Source organism: Paenisporosarcina sp. P4_B8, assembly GCF_056402175.1.
This window is the reverse complement of the sequence record NZ_JBFUHX010000056.1, coordinates 1-523: the sequence shown is the minus strand read 5'-3', so window position 1 is coordinate 523 and position 523 is coordinate 1. Positions and strand designations below refer to the sequence as shown.

The following is a 523-nucleotide window of genomic DNA, read 5'->3' as shown; positions in this document are numbered from 1 at the left end:
CCGCTAAAATCAGAAGAAGCAAGCTTCTTCATCATTCCGCTCGACTTGCATGTATTAGGCACGCCGCCAGCGTTCGTCCTGAGCCAGGATCAAACTCTCCATAATAGGTGAGTCGATTAGCTCGACTTTGTTGCTGGCGTCAAATTAATGACGTTTTAAAATGAACAATTAAGTTCAAGTTTTGCTTCCCACACCGAAGTGTGTTCCGCTTTATTGTTGACGTTTTGCTGTTCAGTTTTCAAGGTTCATGGTGGAGCCTAGCGGGATCGAACCGCTGACCTCCTGCGTGCAAGGCAGGCGCTCTCCCAGCTGAGCTAAGGCCCCATAAAGGGATAAAATAAACTGGTCGGGAAGACAGGATTCGAACCTGCGACCCCTTGGTCCCAAACCAAGTGCTCTACCAAGCTGAGCTACTTCCCGAAGTTTAAAAAATATGGCGCGCCCGAGAGGACTCGAACCTCTAACCGCTTGATTCGTAGTCAAGTACTCTATCCAATTGAGCTACGGGCGCTAATTATGCTGT

3 tRNA genes and 1 rRNA gene are annotated in these 523 nt (G+C 48.6%); all 4 read right to left on the bottom strand.

The window, feature by feature from the left end:
* Positions 1 to 105 (bottom strand): 16S ribosomal RNA (locus AC1DSK_RS17515); the annotation flags it as partial.
* Between the two features lie 143 nt (positions 106 to 248).
* A tRNA-Ala gene (locus AC1DSK_RS17510) sits at positions 249 to 324 on the bottom strand.
* Between the two features lie 19 nt (positions 325 to 343).
* Positions 344 to 420: transfer RNA gene (locus AC1DSK_RS17505), tRNA-Pro, on the bottom strand.
* Positions 421 to 434: 14 nt separating this feature from the next.
* Positions 435 to 511: transfer RNA gene (locus AC1DSK_RS17500), tRNA-Arg, on the bottom strand.
* Positions 512 to 523: the final 12 nt, after the last annotated feature.